Source organism: Arcticibacter pallidicorallinus (genome assembly GCF_003002875.1).
Taxonomy (GTDB): domain Bacteria; phylum Bacteroidota; class Bacteroidia; order Sphingobacteriales; family Sphingobacteriaceae; genus Arcticibacter; species Arcticibacter pallidicorallinus.
In genome coordinates, this window is record NZ_PVTH01000006.1 from 133,929 (window position 1) to 151,750 (window position 17,822).

The window sequence follows — 17,822 nt, forward strand, 5'->3', positions numbered from 1 at the left end:
ATTTTAACACTTTTCACTTTCAGTAAGAGGACAGGGATGATAATATAAATGGGTTAAAATTTTCTGATGAGCTTTAAGAAAACTTTCTTCAAAAATGTTTTAGTGACAGGCGGCTACAATTACTTATCCCAGCTCATCGTCTTTCTATCCTCTTTTATCACTGCACGCCTCCTTCTCCCCGAAAATTATGGTCTGGTTGGTTTAATTACTGTCTTCACGAATTTCATATCCGTATTTGCTGACAGTGGGATATCGCTGGCCGTGATTAAAAGCGACTACCGCCATTCTTACCACAAAGGTATGGACGGGCTCGCCCTGTATATAGGGCTGGTACTGTTTGTTCTCACCAGCCTGCTGGCCTGGCCTATAGCTTCATTTTACGATAATCATGCATTAATCTTACCGGCTATAGTCCTGTCACTAACATTTGTCACCCGGAGCATATCGATCGTCAGAGGAGCGCTACTATCCAAGTCTCTAAATTTCAATGACATAGGAAAAATCACACTAATTAACACAATTGTCAGTATCCTCCTCACCATACTGCTCGCTTACCTGGGAGCAGAACATTGGGCGATAATCATCCCACAGATTATTACTTCGATTATCAGCATCATCTACTACGAGCATAAGACCAATCTTGGCTACCACTTATATCCTTTCAAATATATAAAAATCGCCTTCAGGCACACCCGTAATAGCATCCAGAATCTACTGGGATTCAACCTCGTAAACTACTGGTCCAGAAACACAGACAACCTAATCGTGGGTAAAATTTACGGAGTAAACGAGCTGGGCATTTACAATAGAGCCTACAGTTTACTTACTCTTCCCCTATCGCTGGTCACAGGTCTGATGGGTACGGTTTTATACCCAAGTCTTAAGAAACTCAACTCTGAGGGAGGCGATATAAATAAAGAGTACACCTTTGTACTCAAAGTCATTTCAATTATAGTCTATCCTATCGCTTTCATATTTATCATGTTCCCCACTGAGTTGGTTTCTGTTCTGTGGGGAAAGAACTGGCTCGAGGTAGGTACACTCCTTCCCTATTTCGGTTTGCTGATATTCGGCCAATCACTTCTTTCTACAACAGGAAACGTGCTCGTTCTGATGAATAAAGAAAGAAACTTGATGGTCAGCGGCTGGTTCGGCGCATTCTTTACCATAGCCGGTATCGCCATTGGTGCTTACTATTCCTTGCAGGGGATAGCACAGTTTTATTCCTTGTTTTTCATACTGTTTGTGCTCCCTTTCAACATGGTATATATATTTCACAATGCGATGAAATTCAAACTCAAGCCTCTATTGCTTTTCTGGCTTCCGATCATCTTGCTATCTCTGGGAATATGGTTGTCATGCTATTTTGAACATAGTGGTGCTAAACTCATTCTCCTTCTTATGATGCTCGTCAACCTGATTGTCAGCTCAAAAAATGAGATTAAGAGTATCATGTCCATTTTCATGTCCAAAATATCGTCTAACAGATCTTCTAGCTATTAAATAAATGTATATGAATACCGACCAGAATCCAGTAGTATTTGTGATTATCGTTACATACAATGGAGCCGTATGGGTCGATAAATGCTTCGGCAGCTTGAGGCAATCAAATTTCCCCGTAAAAACAATTGTTGTGGACAATCAGTCTACAGACGATTGTGTTTCAAAAATCCGTGAGGGATATCCTGAAGTGGATGTTGTTATTAGTTCCGAGAACCTTGGCTTCGGGAAGGCGAACAACATCGCCATACTAAAAGCTCTTGAACAAGGTGCCGATTATGTGTTCCTCTTAAACCAGGATGCGTGGATCATGCCTGATACAATTGAAACTCTGGTTGCTGCTCACCAGGCTAATCCGCAATATTATGTTCTCAGTCCCATACATCTTGATGGAACCGAAGAAAGTCTCGACTTCGGATTCTCGCTCTACATCTCGCCCTACCATTGCAAAAACATGGTTTCAGACCTGATCCTAAGGAATGGTACAGAACGGGCTGTATATACGACAACCTTTGTTAATGCAGCTTTCTGGCTTATCTCACGCGAAGGTATTGAGAAGGTTGGGCTGTTTGATCCAATTTTTCCCCATTATGGAGAGGACGACGACTACATGCATCGTGTTATGTATCATGGAGGACACACTGGTATTTGTCCAGCAGCATTTGGATGCCATGACAGGATGCAGCAACTAGCTGATGTGAAGAAATTCCCCTACGAGAAAAGGTATAAGCGGCAAATTGTGGGTTGCCTGATTACGTTGATGAATATCAACCGGAGCTTCTATCACTGCCTGATGGTCTTCCTGAGATCACGAATCGAATTCTTTTTTTCCGCTTTTCTTAAACTTCGCTTCAAAGAGTCGTTCCTCGAAATGAAAGTTTTCTTTGTGATTCTGTCTCAGATGACGAAAATTGTCAGACACAGAAATAGTAACAAAAAGCGCGGAAGCTGGCTCCAAAATTAGAATCTGCGATTGCTTGCCATCATAGCAATACGATCCTTTGTATAGGAATAAATCATGGAATGCATTGGAATACTTCTCAGTGCATTCCATGCATATTTAAAGCCTTTTATGATGTTGTTCCGTTTGAAAGCTCCAATTGCTATCATGGACGATCGATCCAGTATCACCAATTTGTTTACATTAACGGTAAACGCCTTAACGCAGGCTAACTTCTCAACCAGTTTCATTTTAAGAAATTCCCCATCAAGTAAACTATTGATTCTCGGATCAACATGATGCTTGCTTTGGTGGTAATGATTAACGAAGGCTGAGCTTTCTGCGATTTGAGTCTTTTGTTGTAATAGCAGGCCAAACGCAAGTTGTTCGCTAATGAACCATTTCGATTCTTTATAAAACTCATCATTGAGTGATAATACAGAGTCCAGATAAGGTAAAAATTGGTTCTTTAAACCGAGTACCCCCGAATTCCAGACATGCTGGTCGATGCTGAACGATAATTCCTCATTCTTAACAGCGAATGTCCGGCTTTCGATTTGCCTGATAAATGCCAGGGGATAACCCGCTGCATTTTCAAGCTTCTCACTCATATATTTCCTATAAATCTCCGGAGCTTCTTCTATTCTATACTCACGTTCGTGCATCATGGCGTAACCTGATTCCAGCTTTTTCATAAAGCCGTGAGCATGGGATATAAAAAACGTGTCAGAATCAAGAAAAATGAGGTCATCTTCGGGATAGCGCAGATACACGTCCTGTAGAATACAAATCTTACGTCGATGGATATAAGTAGTGCCGCCCAGCATGTGGTTCATTCTGGATGGACTAAGATAAATATACTCCACCTTGACATCTGACAGATACTTGTTCAGGTAAGCAGGATTATCGGTAAAGCAAACGATTCTAAAATCTGTCGAAGCCTTTCTATTCCATGCAAGGAAACTAAGTATGGATACGATTGCGCGATTGTATTCTATTTCCTTCCCATAACAAAGAAGCACGATATTTTTCATCTTAATAAGTATGGCGAGCGCATCCGTACAGAATGCCTCCAACCTTAGTACTCCAAACACGTACCAAAACTATTTACCGCGCTAATGCGCGTTAGAACACCATTCTTGAAAACCAAGCATTCGGTAATGTGTAAACAATTCCCCGACGCTAACCCTAACCTTAAAGATCCGCGTCTCTATGCTGCCCTATATAACGCGCCTCTCTTCCCTGATATGTCCGACTTAGGGTGTCATAGTCGGACATATCGCGGCTTAGATATTGTCGAAAAAGAGGCTTATACAAGATCGAATATCCCCCAGTCTCCCGGCTTTCAGACGGCATATGAGATACGTTTTTTTAAAAATAGCATAAAATTTTGTCGATTTTCAGGAAAAAATCGTCATCAGGCCCTTGCTGATCTACCTTGCCTTTCTAAATCAAAATAACATTATGGCTAGCATTGACAACAAAGGAAGAATACGCGGAAAGGCAGGTTCCGTCATTTACCGCATGTACCGCGGCAAGAACATCATGCAGGGGAAGCCCCGCAAATTTGAACAGACTGAAGGAAGCATCCGGGCATCCACCGAATTCGGCTTGAGCAGCTCGGCTGCGGCAGTGATCCGCCGGGCTTTTGAGCCGGCTTATATCCACCGGGACGGTGAAGCGGTGAGCCGCACCACCCAGCAGGTGTACCGCAGTCTGCGTAACAGCCTGAGCGGCAGCATCGGTCAGCGTGACCTTCACGATGCCAATTTGCAGGATCTGCTGGGGATGGATTTCAACGGTGCCAGTCCGCTTGCAGAAGTCCTGCAAATCAGCCACAGTGTATTCCGGAATGCAGAGGGTAATATCGAAGTAAGCCTGGGCAGGTTCAAACCCAAAGAAGATGTGAAAAAGGCTGCAGGATATCCCGATAGCGCATCCCGTTACCGGATACGGCTGATGGTGGTGGCATTGGACTTCCGGCAGATGTACCTGGAGTATCTGGACATCAAGGATCTGGATGTGCGTAAGACAGCGGTTATGGAGCCGCAGACCATTACCCTGAAGGCAAAAGCAGGTCCCGGCTGCATCGTGATGCTGAGCATGTCGCTGCTGATGTATGGCCAAGTAGCGCACACGGGGGAGTATGTCCTGCTGAACACCAAAGGTTTCAGTCCTTGCGCCATTATCGGGGCATTTCCGGCTGAACAGGCGGCGCCGATGGCGGCCAAACCCTTCCGCCTCAGCAAAGAGGCTTACCCGGATCGTCACGAGAAGATTCAAGAGATGGGGTATGATGGCAACAGACTTTTGAAAGAGCTGGAAAAGCGGGTTGGAAAAATAGTCGACGAGCAGCCCAGCCCTTCCAGCTTCAAGCAGGAGCCGCCGAAAATTAAATTACGACAGAAGATTTCATTTTAAGGCTTAACTGACCGGGACAGTACTTCGTTCAGCTACTAAGTCCGCAATTAGCAAGATTTCGCTAAAAAAACATTACAACGACTGAGCAGAATACTGTTCTTTCGTGATGTACTTTTTTAATTAAACATAACGCAATGATGAACAGCTCCTTTATATGCAAAGTGTTATTCCTCAGCATATTTTGCTTTGCAGGGATATCATTTGCCAAAGAAAAGAATAATCAGAAGTTCTATCCAGCCTCCAGCCAGGCTTTTCTGTTCACAGGTCGGGTGGATTTTACAAATCCCTCCCTGCCCCGATTCTATTCGCCGGGCGTATATGTGCAGGGAAGATTTAAGGGGTCAAGCTGTGAGATTGAGGTTAATGACGAAGTTTTGTACGGAACCAGCCATAACTTTATTACGGTGGTTATTGATGATGGGGCACCGACGCGTATAAAACTGTCGGGCAAAACGAATAAAATCCGGATAGCTGAAAACCTGTCGGATAAGACACATACATTTCTTCTCTGCAAAAGCACGGAATCGGGTATTGGATATATCGAGTTTGTAGGGGTACGCTGCGATACGTTGTTACCTCCCCCGGAATCAAAAAGCAGGAAGGTCGAATTTATCGGCAATTCTATTACCTGCGGGATGGGTGCAGACGTGTCGTTTCCCTGTAACGGCACTGGAGCGTGGTATGACCAGCATAACGCGTATATGAGCTACGGTCCGCTAACTGCCCGCTCGTTACACGCTGACTGGGTATTGAGTGCTGTTTCAGGAATCGGTCTGATCCACAGTTGCTGCGACATGGATATTAAAATGCCACAAGTATTCGATAAAATGAATATGCGGGAAAATACCGGTACATGGGATTTTTCGCAATACCAGCCCGATGTTGTTACGGTTTGTCTGGGGCAGAACGACGGAATTCAAGACTCCACCGCATTTTGTGATGCCTACATAGCATTCTTGAAGCAACTGAGGACTCACTACCCCCGGGCGACTATTCTATGCCTGACGAGCCCAATGGCGAGTCGCGATCTTCTTGCGTTCTTGAAAACAAATCTCGGTGCCGTGATCAACGAGATGAAGACAACGGGCGATGATAACGTATACAGTTACGCCTTCAGTAAACGATTTTACAAAGGCTGCGGTGAGCATCCGGACTTATCAGAACATGAAGAAATAGCCGGCGAGCTCAGCAAAGTGATAAAACGAATCAAAAGGTGGTAGATTATTTTCCATCTTTGCAGGAAATTAAAACTGCATGAATTGGATCATTCTCATTATAGCCGGACTATTTGAAGTTGGCTTTGCTTCTTGCCTTGGAAAGATGAAGGAGACGAGCGGTAACACCGCCATACTTTGGGGGACGGGCTTTGTTGTCTGCTTAACGATCAGTATGTTGCTGCTCATCAAAGCGACTCAAACACTGCCGATAGGTACGGCTTATGCTGTATGGACGGGAATTGGCGCGGTCGGGACCGTTCTGGTAGGTATCATCGTGTTTAAAGAACCTGCAACGTTGGGCAGAATCTTCTTTCTAACTACGTTGATTGCTTCGATCGCCGGACTGAAATATGTTTCTTCCTAAAGAAGAAAGCCTGTCCGATGATATAAATTCATCAGGAAAGGCTTTCTTTTATTCTCCGAGATAAGCACTTATCTGCTGGCCGATCAGGCGAACCTCCTCGTCTTCCGAAAAGAGAGGAAGATCGGTTTCACTATCAAGCTTCAGCCAGAGCTTCTCAGTATCTTTTTGTATTTTAAGATATTCAACACCATCTTTAAAGATGGTATAAGTATCGTCTTCTTCAGGGAATACGGCATACTCTACCTCTCCTACTTCTATGTCAAACGGCTCTTGCATCATTTATTAACTATGTTTTCTTTTTCTGTCTAACTTGGCTTTCTTACCGGCGCCTATGTTATAATCTTTGCTGTTCTTTTCCTTTTTTTCATGGAAAGCTTCGCCCCTTGCAGGTTCTTCTTCCGTTTTTCGCTTCGCCTTGGCCTTCGGTTTGCTTTCTGCATCCACAACCACACCTTCGGGCAATGACACTATTGGAAACTTGTAACCAAGGGCCTGTTCTACCTTTTTTATATCCGCGAGTTCGATGTCTGTTGAGAAAACAACAGATACGGCATCTATCTCTTCATCCTGGTCTTTGATAACTCTGGAGATAAAAGTTTCTTTCTCCACGGGCGGCTCGAGGTGAATAATGCGGTCTATTCCACGAAGATTGACGGGAGCGGTAAGCTCATTGGCCACGATGAGGGTCTCCAATTCTTCCGAATCGTAAAAGTCATCAATTGAACCTACTCCTCTAGACTCAAAAAACACGGGATTCAGAATGGCTGACTTAGACTTAACTTTCGAAAAAAGACTGTTATACACTTTCTCAGCGGTAAGACGCGTGTTGACAAAAACTACGGTCTTCGGTAATTCAGAGTCGCGAAGAAGAACGTTAAGAAGGTTCAACTTTGTTCTGAAATTCGGAACGTTATAGAGCTCCTGGGGATAAATCTCCGCAACGGGCTCCACTTCCTCTTCCACTTCTACAAAGCTGGGATCGCGCATAAACGGCTCAATCATCTGCTCAATCCGGGAGTGCATGACTTCAGCGAAGACCAGTCGCTGACATTTGATAATGCTGTTGGCGAGCTCATTTACCGGCAGCTGCAGCCCCTGTTTCACGATAAGCTCAGCATCATCAACTACAAACATCTGTATCTTATTCAGGTCGAGTGCGAGCTTCAGGTAGATGGCTCTTGCGCGATCCGGAGTTGCTACTATAATATCGGCTCCATCAGCCAGTTCGTCGAGCTCTGCTTCCATACCGGAACCGGGAGTCAGACTTACGATGCGAAGCGACTTATTCTTGTTCAACAGGTTAATTTGTTCTACAACAGCCTCTACACGTTCCTTATCAGGGACGAGGATGAGGGCACGGGGTGCAATCTCTGGCGTTTGTTTAAGTCGCATCAAAACACCGAGTATATAGGTGGTCGTTTTGCCACAGCCTTCGGGGCCCACAGCGATAATATCCTGTCCACCGATAATTCGGGACATCGTACGGAGCTGAATTTCTTTAGGCACCAGGTACCCGGCTTCCGTTACCGACCTTACCAGCTGTTTACTAAGCTTAATCTTTTCTAACCACACAATACTTAAATTTTTAAAGGAGAAACGACAAATTTACAACTTTATCCCTTGTGGAACATCATAGGAACTAATATCCCACGACATTAAGTCCATAACGCGTTTAAATTCGGCTTGGAGGGGCGCCTCGATAACAACCTCCTGTGAATTCATAGGGTGACTGAACGATAGACTAGAGGCGTGCAGCAACATGGTGGTCATCTCCCAGGTCTCCTTAAAGAGCTTATTTTGCTTATTGCAGCCATGTTTTCTATCGCCGATTATGGGATGAAAGACGTGACTGAAATGTTTGCGGAGCTGATGCATTCGACCGGTTTGCGGAGTAGCTTCGACGAGCGAATATCTGGAGGTCGGATGTGCACCAAAGGCGACATCAATTTCAGCCCTTTCCAGCGTTCTATATAAGGTCAATGCTTCCTGTATCGCACCGTTTTCCTTCTTAAGAGGATAATCTATCTCGTCCTGATCAGGGGTATGCCCCCTAACGATGGCGAGGTATTTCTTTTTTACCTTACTTTCCTGAAACTGTTTGTGCATGGCGATCTCCGCCTCTTTGCTGAGTGCAAACAATAGCACTCCCCCTGTTTTTCTGTCCAGGCGATGCACAGGATTCACATAGTGATTGATTTGGTCACGAAGGATCTGAAGGGCAAACTCCTGTACATCCATTGCTATGGGAGACCTGTGTACGAGAAGCCCATGGGGTTTATTGACGGCGATGAGGTACTCATCCCTGTATAAAATATCCAGCATTAAAGTAATTGAAAGGACAAACTTAAGTTTTTCCTATCGTATTACAGAATAAGGTCTATTTCCACGTCAAGCAATAGTGTCCTTACTCATGGTTAAATTCCCACATAAAATAGATTATGCACATGGAAAATATAAAAAACTCGATCATGATGCCTCCTCTTTCTTTCAAATGTAAGCATCGGAAGATCAATAATCAAGTGATACAGGTCATTATCAGCACTTTATGACAGAATTAACATTATCATATAAAAATCTACGTATAAATTCGACAACAGCAAAAGATGGAAGTGATAGATGCTGAAAATTCATTCACACGCATATGAGGAAAAATATTCTGGTTGGCCTCTGAACAAATAGGTTGCTAAAAAAGGAAAAGTGCAGTCATATTTTTCGTAATTTTGGAATAATGAAAAGGGTGCTGGTAATATTTTTACTAACCGTTTATATGATTTCAACTACCGAACTTTCGCAGTTGTTGAAATTTCCTGTATTGATAGAGCACTATTTCCAACATAAAGACAAAAGTCCCCAACTTTCTGTAATCGATTTTTTGGTACTTCATTACGACAATCATTTAATGGGGCATCCTCACGATGAGGATTACGCTCAGTCTCAAAGACTCCCCTTCATTTCCAACACCGTTCTCCTGTTTTTTTGTTTCGTTATAACACCTTCTTATTTTTTTGAAGCGACAGAAATACGCGATTCATGGCATCTTCAGAAAGTGCTGCCACATGATGATTTCTTCGTTCAGAAGCACTTCCTTTCTTCTATCTGGCAACCGCCAAAATACTGTTAATTATTTCTTAGAAACTGATTTTACCGGACTTGCTGTTCCCTCAGCGGATGTTATGGCTATAGACCTACATGGCGCCCGGCCGACACACGTTTAGCTTGTTCCGTTTAATCATGTTTCTCTTCGGGTTTTAGCCTATAGTCATGCATTACCCGCAATCTGCAATTCCATCAACTATCAACGGTATTAATTAATCATGTTACATAAAATCATTGAGCTTTCCATCCGGAATAAGCTCATCACTGGGCTTTTTGTCATAGTCCTGATCATCTTCGGTATATACGAAGCCACGAAACTTCCTATAGACGCACAGCCGGATATTACCAATAATCAGGTTCAGGTTATTACAACAGCTCCATCACTTGGTGCTACAGATATTGAACGTTTGATCACCTTCCCTGTTGAACAAGCTAACAGTAATATTAGCGGCATCACCGAGATAAGGAGTTTCTCCCGCTTTGGTCTGTCATTGGTTACCATTGTTTTTGACGATGACACCGACGTGTATTGGGCACGGCAACAGGTAGCAGAACGTTTGCAATCTGTGCAAAACGAAATACCGGATGGTATAGGCGCTCCTGAACTGGGACCTATATCGACAGGACTCGGTGAAATTTACCAATATGTGGTTCATACTGAGAAAGGATTCGAAGGTCGTTATGATGTTACCGAATTACGAACTATTCAAGACTGGATTGTACGCAGGCAGCTATTGGGCGTGAAGGGTGTTGCAGAGGTCAGCAGCTTCGGCGGAAAACTAAAAACCTATGAGATTGCCGTCAATGCCAATAAGCTTCACTCGCAGAATCTGAGCATCCAAGACATTTTCTCTGCGTTAGAAAATAACAATCAAAATACGGGTGGCGCTTATATTGAAAAAGGGCCTACCGTGCTGTATATCCGAAGTGAAGGTCTGATTAGCAGCGATGAGGATATTGGCAATATTTCCGTGAGCAATACAAAAGACGGGGTACCTATACTAATACGCGATATTGCAGATGTGAAAATAGGATTCGCGACCCGATATGGCGCGATGACGTATAATGATCAGGGCGAAGTTTCCGGAGGAGTCGTTATGATGCTTAAGGGAGCAAATAGCAACGAAGTCATCAGAAACGTAAAGGAGCGCATCGCCGCTATCCAAAAATCATTACCCGAAGGAGTTGTCATTGAACCCTTTCTGGACCGAACAAAAATGGTCAACAGCGCAATAGCGACAATTGAAAAGAACCTGGCGGAAGGGGCTTTGATTGTTGTATTTGTTCTGGTATTGTTTCTTGGAAATTTCCGTGCGGGAATTCTGGTGGCATCCGTCATTCCGCTTTCTATGCTTTTTGCCATTATTATGATGAACCTCTTTGGGGTAAGTGGCAATTTGATGAGCCTTGGTGCACTGGATTTCGGGCTGATTGTGGATGGTGCCGTTATCATAGTCGAAGCGGTGCTCCACCAATTTCATGAGGGTAAGAAGTATGCGGTGGTAAATAAGATCACTCAGTCAGAAATGGACAAGCAGGTAGGGTCTTCAGCTACTAGAATGGTAAACAGTGCGGTCTTCGGGCAAATTATCATTCTAATCGTTTACCTGCCCATTTTCACCTTACAAGGTATTGAGGGGAAAATGTTCAGGCCGATGGCACAAACCGTCATCTTCGCTTTGATCGGTGCCTTCATTCTATCCTTGACTTATATCCCCATGATGAGTTCACTTTTTTTGAGCAAAAAAATTCACCACAAAGCGACCTTATCTGACAGGATGATGGGAAAGTTGGAAAACTTGCACCACTCCGTACTGCGAAGAGTAGTGCATTTCCCCAAAACGGTTATCAGTACCGTCGTTGCTCTGTTTATCTTCGCGATTTTCATCCTGTCAAGATTAGGTGGCGAGTTTATTCCAGCGTTGGAAGAAGGTGACTTTGCAGTAGATACCCGGGTTCTGACAGGGAGTAATCTGCAAACGACCATCGACTACACCCAAAAAGCCGCCCATATCCTTAAGACAGAATATCCTGAGGTCGATATGGTTGTGACTAAAATAGGAAGCGGCGAAGTTCCGACTGATCCTATGCCTATGGAAGCCAGTGATATGATGGTTATTCTCAAGGATAAAAAAGAATGGACGTCTGCCAAAACATTCCCGGAAATGGCTGCAAAGATGAGCAAATCACTGGAGGCCGTTCCCGGTATCAGCACCGGATTCCAATTTCCCGTGCAAATGCGTTTCAATGAGCTGATGACCGGAGCAAGACAAGATGTAGTGTGTAAGATATTTGGTGAAGATCTGGACAGTTTGGCTGCCTATGCGAATCGGTTTGGGGAGATAGTCAAAACAGTACAAGGTGCTCAGGATATTTATATTGAGCCTATTACGGGTCTCCCTCAAGTCATTGTGAGATATAAACGGGCAAGCATGGCTCAGTCCGGACTGAATATATCAGATGTAAACAGAATTGTGAACACTGCTTTCGCAGGTCAGAGCGCGGGAAAGGTTTATGAAGGCGAAAAACGATTTGATGTGGTACTTCGACTCGATGAAAAACAAAGAGAGAATGTAGAAGATATAAGAAACCTGCTTATTCCGACTCCGAAAGGCAATCCAATTCCCTTGTATATGTTGGCTGATGTAAACATAGAAGATGGCCCTGCGCAAATACAACGAGAAGACGCTAAGCGACGAACTGTGATTGGCTTTAATGTTAGGTCTCGTGACGTACAAAGTATTGTCAACGAGCTCCAGGAAAAAGCGGATAAGCAACTCAGATTTTCGCCGGGATATTATGTCACCTATGGTGGGGCCTTTGAAAATCTTAACCAGGCGAAAAACAGATTGATGATCGCCGTTCCTGTTTCATTGGCATTAATATTCATCCTTTTATTTTTTGCTTTTCGCTCGGTTAAGGAAAGCCTGTTAATCTATTCAGCTATCCCCTTATCTGCTATAGGAGGAATATTTTTGCTGGCATTACGTGGGATGCCATTCAGTATCAGTGCCGGCATCGGATTTATTGCCTTATTTGGCGTGGCGGTTTTGAACGGGATTGTGCTTATAGCAGAATTTAACCGACTGAAAAAAAATGGTGAAAAAGATCTGGTCCATATCGCATTGGTTGGTTCGAAGACGAGGCTACGTCCGGTATTGATGACTGCATTAGTAGCTTCACTCGGGTTTTTACCTATGGCGCTCAGTAATGGAGCCGGAGCGGAGGTGCAACGCCCTCTTGCTTCGGTGGTGATAGGCGGATTACTGTTTGCTACTTTCTTGACCTTGTTTGTGCTTCCCACTCTTTTTATTCACGTTGAGAAAATGAAATTTCCAAAACTAAGATTTCGTAAAGGCAACACAGCTTTACTAGCGCTGTTGCTCATGCAGCTACCGGCAGTCGGACAGACGATAAGGCTCGATCAAGCCGTAGACACCGCAACTACAAATAACCTGTCCAAAAAAAGCAAGGCCCTACTTGCTGAGTATTATCAGAAACTAACGTTAACAGGGGCAGATTTGCCTCAAACAACTATCACAACGGAGTATGGCCAGATCAACAGTAAGGTAGCAGACAATAAGTTGGGAGTTTCGCAGTCTTTCCAGTTCCCAACCGTGTACACTAATCAGAAAAAACTATTGAATGAAGAGTGGGCCTCAACGGTAATTGCTGTTGATCTCAATAAAATAGAAATCAGGAAAACCGTTACAGAACTGTTTTACCACATCTTGGTTCTGCGCGATAAAGAAAAGATGCTGAAAGAATCGGACGATATGTATACCGGTTTTCTCGAAAAGGCTGCCTTACGCTTCGAACAAGGCGAAAGCAATCTACTGGAAAAAACAGCAGCCGAAGTTCAACGAGAGCATATCGCCATTCAATTGAAGGTTTTAGCAAATGAAATTGAACTGGCGAGAATACAGTTACAACTGATTCTCAATGCTAAATTGCGTTATGAACCGATTGGAAGCAGTATTATCGCTGAAAACATTCTCCCGGATACCGTAACCGATTTATACCAACATCCGGATATCCGGATATCAGCCCAAGAAATTGAAAAGGCTAAAGCATCTGTACGCTTGGAAAAGTCGAAACTGCTGCCTGGCCTATCCCTGGGATATTTCAACCAGAGCTTTAAGGACTTGAATAGAAGTCGGTATAACTCTGTTGAAGTGGCTTTGAGTATACCTGTTTTTTCGAAGTCGCAAAAATCGCACATCAAAGCTGAACAGCAGAGAATTCTATATACCGAGAACGAGTTGGCCGTTCATAAGGCGCAATGGAAGGCCAAATATGATGCTGCTATACAACGCCACCAGGCTCAGCTAACAATTATTGAAACCTATAATCGAAGACTACTTCCTGCTGCTAAAAAAATCTTCAGCACGGCAAACAAACAGTTTGACGGCGGAGAAATCAATTACCTGGACTGGGTAGTACTGAACAATCAGGCTATGCAAATCCAGAGCGACTACTTCGATGCTGTGTTACAATTCAATCAGGGAATTATCGACATTCAATATCTTATTTCACGATAAAATAACAATGAAAAATATAGTCATAATCATTGTTTCTGTCTTATTTTTAAGCTGCGGGAACAACAAAAATACAAGTCAGAAAACAGTGTCGGAGGGAACGGAAGACGTCTTGCAACTTTCTACGGAGCAATCAAAATTATCGGAACTTTCCTTTGTTAATCTGCAGGAACACTCCATTTCGCAAACCTTAAAGCTAAACGGAGTAATCGCTGTTCCTCCGCAGAATCTCGTCTCGGTAGGCAGTGCGCTTGGAGGCCATGTGAAATCTGTCAGGCTGCTACCCGGCATGCACTTCAGAAAGGGGGATGTAGTTGCCGTACTGGAAGATAACCAGTATATCCAATTGCAGCAAGACTATCTGACAGCAAAAGCCCAACTGCAAAAAGCATCCGCAGAATACGAGCGTCAGGAAGAGCTTAACCGGAGCAAAGCGAGCAGTGACAAAGTATATCAACAGGCAAAGGCAGAGTACGAAACGCTCCGCATTTCCAAACAGTCATTAGAGGAAAAGCTCAGGTTAGTCAACTTCAACCCGGCAAATGTTTCGGTAGATAATATTCGTCGAACTGCCCGGATTTTTGCTCCGTTTGATGGATATGTTTCTCGGATCTTTGTTAATACCGGCAAATATGTTTCCCCTGCCGATATACTTTTTGAACTAGTGAATTTGAAAGACATGCACTTGAACCTTAAAGTTTTCGAAAAGGATTGGGATAAAATAGCTACAGGTCAGTCCATTGCTGCCTACACCAACAATAATCCAGACAAAAAATACAAGGGGGAAATTATGCTGACGGGAAAAAACATTTCAGAAGAACGAACAGTGGATTTATATGTCCGCTTCCATAATGCTGACGCATACTTAATTCCGGGACTTTATATGAATGCTGAGATAGAAATTCCGAATAATAAAAGGTATGCACTACCCCAAGAAAGTATCTTAACTTTTGAAGGCAAAAACTATGTATTCAAAGTTCTGGATAGCGTTAGGTATGAGTTCGTAGCTGTAAAAACAGGTATCAGCGGAAACGGGTTGACGGAAATCATTGAGCCGCAGAAATTGAAAGATGCAAGAATTGTTCAAAAAGGAGCCTATACCCTATTGATGGCGTTAAAAAACAAAGCGGAGGAAGATTAAAAAGATGCTAAAAAAATGCCCCTCGCGAGATCGTGAGGGGCATCAAAAGAGATAAAATTTAGAGAATATTATTTCTTGAAGATCAACTCCTGGTTAAGGTAGTCTGAAGAAGTCTTTTTATACCACTCAGTCTCCACTTTTCCACCAGATCTGGCCCAGTCTGCAAATTTCCGGTAAGCAAGGGTTATATCGGCTTTCTCAATAGGATAGGCGAAGTTTGAAATAGGAATCTCGAGTGCCCACGTCATACCTGATTTGCTGTAGTACGGCTTGCCGGCAGTTGTATTATCATCACCTAATCCAAATAAGGCACGGTCTGCAAGTTTTGTTGGCTGATGACCCGGTAGATGGGTTTCGTATCCCCTACCAAAGCCCCCTGTATTATTCCAGATAAACAGGTTATAGTTACCTACTCCAAATTTCTCGATCGTTGGACCATTTTTAATTCTAAACGCTACGGTGTATTCTTTGCTATCCGCAATGGTAGTGGCGGAAGTATTCCAGTTGGACTGCTCATCGCGGCTATTATTGAAGAGGATAATAACAAGACTGTCCTGATTTGCTTCAGCGGCAGCACCAGTAATACTTACCAGATTGTCCTTTGGAATGTTGAATTGGATACCTGCACCGTTTTTGTATTCCCCGCCAGTTGCAATTAGCTTAAAATTAGCGTCTACAGAGACGACTTGATTGGCTGCACTAGTTCCGATTTCGTAACGATAGCTAATTACAACGTCATTCATGTCATAATCTCCCTGGTACGGCCATTTATCTTCAAATGCTATGGTAGAACCGCCGTTGTTATAGTTAATCTGACGATTTTTATAAGCCCTTGTAGGGTCTGTAGGATAGTCATCTTCAACATCTATAACGCCGTCTTTGTCTGTATCGGGCAACGAAGGGTTAGGATCAACGCCATAGCCTTCGCTACACTCAGTTGCTGGGATATAAACGTCACAGCCACTTTTGGCAGAGTTGCTAAAATGTCTTGCGTCTAATGTTCTTTTGCTGTCGCAATAGAGCACGCGTCCGGTAAATATGCCTCCTGCGTCATTAACTGCGTCTGCTGATGTACCGGTCACTCTGAACAGAGCCCATTCGGTACCATCGGCAGGACCACTTACCGTGTTAGTAGTACCAAGTAAGTTATTTGTTTTGAACATGGCCTGTGCAGTGAGGGTCATGTTGGAAGTCATATTTGTGTTGCCCTTCACGTCTATGAAAGATTCGTTCTTCATTGTTGCTCCATTCAATGAAAAGTCTGTCAACACAGTAAGCTTGCAACGGTTAGTAAATGTTCCGCTTTGAGCAGTAAGGCTCTTCACCTTTACTTCGCCTGTGTTATTTGTAAAATCTCCCGCAAACTCCAGGTGGGAGCTCTCTGCAGTGAAAGTCCCAGAATTCTTGATGACAGCATCAGAATTCATAACGATGTTACCGGTTGAACTAGTGAAAGTCCCATAGTTCTCAAACGTGGATGGCCTCGCGCCGATTGTAAACACGCCAGCTATCTTAAAGATGCTGTGGTTGAAAACACGACCTCCATTCTCTGCATTAAATGTTCCCAAAGAGTTAACAGTCCCATGATTAGTGAAACTGCTTTGAACATCGACCCAGATCCCTTTATTTGAAGTAATCGTACCATAATTAGTCCCTACGCCATTCTTAATTGTAAAGTACTCTGCGGTTAGCGTACCGACATTATAAAGCGTTCCGACAATTTGAGTGTTCCATTGGCCGCCTTTCATTGTAAGCGTCCCGAAGTTTTTAATAGATGCTGCGGTGTTCCATTGCGTACCTTCGATGGTAGCACTTCCTGCATCGGTAATAATAACATTTAATCCATTCAGCGTGCCACCGGACAGTTTAACATTTTTACCGCAGATATAGAGCGTCCCATTATGCGGCCCCCAACCGATTTTTAAAGTTACGTCACTTGCTGTTACAGAGTAAGTCCCGTTGTTTTGAGCATTAAAATCTGAACTAAAGGATGTGATAGTAGTCACTCCCGCGCCAGACGCACAGGCCGGACTAGTCTCAGGTACAGCAGCAGTTTGGAAGCCAGTAGCAGAAAGAGTCCTCATAGACGCAGCTACCGAAGTAGCTCCAAGTGCTAGTGATACTTCCGAAGAAGTAATCGTAGCCTTATTGATCACTTTAGAACCATCAGGGGCTGTCTTAACGATATAGACTTCTGAAAGCGCCGTAGGTAGATAAATCTTCGTATTGAAAGAACTTGTCAAAGTAGCGCTTCCTTTAGAGAGCAATTCGCCACCCGCTTCAGGGTTGCCTGCGTAAATGGATACTACATGAATTTTATTTGCAAAACGGGAGTCTGTGATGGAAATGCTGAAACTTACATCCCTCGATGTTCCCCAATTAAATGAAGCAGGTACAGTAATTTCGCCGGTAGATCCTGAGTCTCCCTCCGTGACACTGTCCTTCTTACACGAAACAGCTGTCAAGGTGAGAACGGAAACAGCTAATAAAAAAAATCTCTTCATAAACATATAAGTGAATACACAACTAAAGGCAACATATGTGCCAACATATTTCACAGCTTACACAACCGTGAAATTGCATTTCTCAACGGGTTAAAGGTAGT

Annotated in this window: 13 protein-coding genes; 8 read left to right on the plus strand and 5 right to left on the minus strand. The window is 43.6% G+C overall.

The window, feature by feature from the left end; translation table 11 throughout:
* Positions 1 to 66 precede the first annotated feature (66 nt).
* Positions 67 to 1,503 carry an oligosaccharide flippase family protein gene (locus tag B0I27_RS11470; protein WP_106293422.1) on the plus strand — a complete coding sequence of 479 codons (1,437 nt, stop codon included), beginning with the start codon at positions 67 to 69 and terminating at the stop codon, positions 1,501 to 1,503.
* Positions 1,504 to 1,513: 10 nt separating this feature from the next.
* Positions 1,514 to 2,464, plus strand: coding sequence for a glycosyltransferase family 2 protein (locus B0I27_RS11475; protein ID WP_181276758.1), 951 nt, complete (start codon positions 1,514 to 1,516; stop codon positions 2,462 to 2,464).
* On the opposite strand, the gene B0I27_RS11480 is transcribed toward B0I27_RS11475, so the two are convergent.
* Entirely contained in the window at positions 2,461 to 3,534 is a 1,074-nt protein-coding gene (locus B0I27_RS11480) for a hypothetical protein (RefSeq protein ID WP_219905015.1), read from the minus strand. The genes B0I27_RS11475 and B0I27_RS11480 overlap by 4 nt on opposite strands.
* Before the next feature lie 370 nt (positions 3,535 to 3,904).
* Here B0I27_RS11480 and B0I27_RS11485 point away from each other — a divergent pair, with 370 nt between their 5' ends.
* The 3 genes from B0I27_RS11485 (at position 3,905) to B0I27_RS11495 (ending at position 6,442) form a co-directional block, all read left to right on the plus strand.
* Entirely contained in the window at positions 3,905 to 4,861 is a 957-nt protein-coding gene (locus B0I27_RS11485) for a hypothetical protein (RefSeq protein WP_146133122.1), read from the plus strand.
* Between the two features lie 134 nt (positions 4,862 to 4,995).
* The gene (locus tag B0I27_RS11490; RefSeq protein ID WP_245925494.1) at positions 4,996 to 6,081 is read left to right on the plus strand and encodes an SGNH/GDSL hydrolase family protein; all 1,086 of its coding nucleotides are present in this window, start codon (positions 4,996 to 4,998) and stop codon (positions 6,079 to 6,081) included.
* A 34-nt stretch (positions 6,082 to 6,115) separates the two neighbouring features.
* Positions 6,116 to 6,442, plus strand: coding sequence for a DMT family transporter (locus tag B0I27_RS11495; RefSeq protein ID WP_106293431.1), 327 nt, complete (start codon positions 6,116 to 6,118; stop codon positions 6,440 to 6,442).
* Between the two features lie 48 nt (positions 6,443 to 6,490).
* Here B0I27_RS11495 and B0I27_RS11500 read toward each other — a convergent pair whose 3' ends face one another.
* Genes B0I27_RS11500 through B0I27_RS11510 form a run of 3 tightly spaced genes read right to left on the minus strand, consistent with a single transcriptional unit; the run spans position 6,491 to position 8,764 of the window.
* Positions 6,491 to 6,721 carry a hypothetical protein gene (locus B0I27_RS11500; protein WP_342751876.1) on the minus strand — a complete coding sequence of 77 codons (231 nt, stop codon included), beginning with the start codon at positions 6,719 to 6,721 and terminating at the stop codon, positions 6,491 to 6,493.
* Between the two features lie 3 nt (positions 6,722 to 6,724).
* Entirely contained in the window at positions 6,725 to 8,014 is a 1,290-nt protein-coding gene (locus B0I27_RS11505) for a DEAD/DEAH box helicase (protein ID WP_106293433.1), read from the minus strand.
* Between the two features lie 33 nt (positions 8,015 to 8,047).
* Positions 8,048 to 8,764, minus strand: a complete 717-nt coding sequence (locus B0I27_RS11510) for a pseudouridine synthase (protein WP_106293435.1) — start codon at positions 8,762 to 8,764, stop codon at positions 8,048 to 8,050.
* Positions 8,765 to 9,209: 445 nt separating this feature from the next.
* Here B0I27_RS11510 and B0I27_RS11515 point away from each other — a divergent pair, with 445 nt between their 5' ends.
* From B0I27_RS11515 to B0I27_RS11525, 3 genes are all read left to right on the plus strand, one after another.
* Complete coding sequence (locus B0I27_RS11515) at positions 9,210 to 9,563, plus strand: hypothetical protein (protein WP_146133123.1); 354 nt, start codon at positions 9,210 to 9,212, stop codon at positions 9,561 to 9,563.
* A 193-nt stretch (positions 9,564 to 9,756) separates the two neighbouring features.
* Positions 9,757 to 14,079 (plus strand): CusA/CzcA family heavy metal efflux RND transporter, encoded by a 4,323-nt coding sequence (locus B0I27_RS11520; protein ID WP_106293439.1) that lies wholly within the window; start codon positions 9,757 to 9,759, stop codon positions 14,077 to 14,079.
* Between the two features lie 7 nt (positions 14,080 to 14,086).
* Positions 14,087 to 15,217 (plus strand): efflux RND transporter periplasmic adaptor subunit, encoded by a 1,131-nt coding sequence (locus B0I27_RS11525; protein ID WP_181276759.1) that lies wholly within the window; start codon positions 14,087 to 14,089, stop codon positions 15,215 to 15,217.
* Between the two features lie 68 nt (positions 15,218 to 15,285).
* Here the strand turns inward: B0I27_RS11525 and B0I27_RS11530 are convergent, their stop codons facing one another.
* Positions 15,286 to 17,721 carry an LruC domain-containing protein gene (locus B0I27_RS11530; protein ID WP_181276760.1) on the minus strand — a complete coding sequence of 812 codons (2,436 nt, stop codon included), beginning with the start codon at positions 17,719 to 17,721 and terminating at the stop codon, positions 15,286 to 15,288.
* Positions 17,722 to 17,822: the final 101 nt, after the last annotated feature.

Coding starts and splice junctions, on each gene's coding strand:
- B0I27_RS11470 (WP_106293422.1), top strand. CDS start 67: ATGAGCTTTAAGAAAACTTTCTTCAAAAATGTTTTAGTGACAGGCGGC.
- B0I27_RS11475 (WP_181276758.1), top strand. CDS start 1,514: ATGAATACCGACCAGAATCCAGTAGTATTTGTGATTATCGTTACATAC.
- B0I27_RS11485 (WP_146133122.1), top strand. CDS start 3,905: ATGGCTAGCATTGACAACAAAGGAAGAATACGCGGAAAGGCAGGTTCC.
- B0I27_RS11490 (WP_245925494.1), top strand. CDS start 4,996: ATGATGAACAGCTCCTTTATATGCAAAGTGTTATTCCTCAGCATATTT.
- B0I27_RS11495 (WP_106293431.1), top strand. CDS start 6,116: ATGAATTGGATCATTCTCATTATAGCCGGACTATTTGAAGTTGGCTTT.
- B0I27_RS11500 (WP_342751876.1), bottom strand. CDS start 6,721: ATGATGCAAGAGCCGTTTGACATAGAAGTAGGAGAGGTAGAGTATGCC.
- B0I27_RS11510 (WP_106293435.1), bottom strand. CDS start 8,764: ATGCTGGATATTTTATACAGGGATGAGTACCTCATCGCCGTCAATAAA.
- B0I27_RS11515 (WP_146133123.1), top strand. CDS start 9,210: ATGATTTCAACTACCGAACTTTCGCAGTTGTTGAAATTTCCTGTATTG.
- B0I27_RS11520 (WP_106293439.1), top strand. CDS start 9,757: ATGTTACATAAAATCATTGAGCTTTCCATCCGGAATAAGCTCATCACT.
- B0I27_RS11525 (WP_181276759.1), top strand. CDS start 14,087: ATGAAAAATATAGTCATAATCATTGTTTCTGTCTTATTTTTAAGCTGC.
- B0I27_RS11530 (WP_181276760.1), bottom strand. CDS start 17,721: ATGAAGAGATTTTTTTTATTAGCTGTTTCCGTTCTCACCTTGACAGCT.